The sequence below is a fragment of the Halomonas sp. PBN3 genome (assembly GCF_000475415.1).
GTDB lineage: Bacteria > Pseudomonadota > Gammaproteobacteria > Pseudomonadales > Halomonadaceae > Halomonas > Halomonas shengliensis.
Map to the genome: position 1 here is coordinate 1 of NZ_AXCA01000143.1, position 732 is coordinate 732.

Genomic DNA, 732 nt, shown 5'->3' on the forward strand with positions numbered 1-732 from the left:
TGGCCGAGATCGCCCATCGCGCCTACGTGGGGGTGGTGCGCGAGGATCCCGACTTCGTGCCCTACTTCCGGGCGGTGACCCCGGAGGGCTCGCTTGGCCGCCTGCCGCTGGGCTCGCGGCCTACCAAGCGGCGCCAGGACGGCGGTGTGGAGACCCTGCGGGCGATCCCCTGGATCTTCGCCTGGACCCAGATCCGCCTGATGTTGCCGGCGTGGCTGGGCAGCGGCGAGGCCTTCGCCACCCGCCTCGAGGAGGAGGGCGGCCGTGAGGTGCTCCAGGAGATGCGCGACCGCTGGCCCTTCTTCGGCACCTACCTCGACATGCTGGAGATGCTGCTGGCCAAGGCCGATGTGGGTATCGCCGCCTACTACGAGCATCGCCTGGTAGATGAGCCGACCCTCAAGGCGCTGGGCCAGCGGCTGCGTGAGCGCTTCGCGCGCCTCAACGCGGTGGTGCTGGAGATCCTGGAGCAGGAGGAGCTGCTGGAGAAGACGCCGCTGATCTACCAGGCCATCGCCGTGCGCAACCCCTACATCGACCCGCTCCATGGCCTGCAGGCGGAACTGCTGCAGCGTAACCGCGACGCCGACGGCGCCATCAGCGCCGACCTCTCCCGGGCGCTGATGGTGACCATGGCGGGCATCGCCGCGGGGCTGCGCAATACGGGGTAGGGCCTTCGGCCAGCGCCAAGCGACAAGGAGCAAGCCTCAAGGAACCCCTTGGCTTGCTCCT

General features: G+C 69.4%; 1 protein-coding gene. It reads left to right on the plus strand.

Going from position 1 to position 732, the window contains the following annotated elements; all coding sequences use genetic code 11:
* Positions 1-671 (plus strand): phosphoenolpyruvate carboxylase (locus tag Q673_RS0118290; protein WP_031217910.1); only part of this gene is annotated, 671 nt, incomplete at its 5' end.
* Positions 672-732 lie beyond the last annotated feature (61 nt).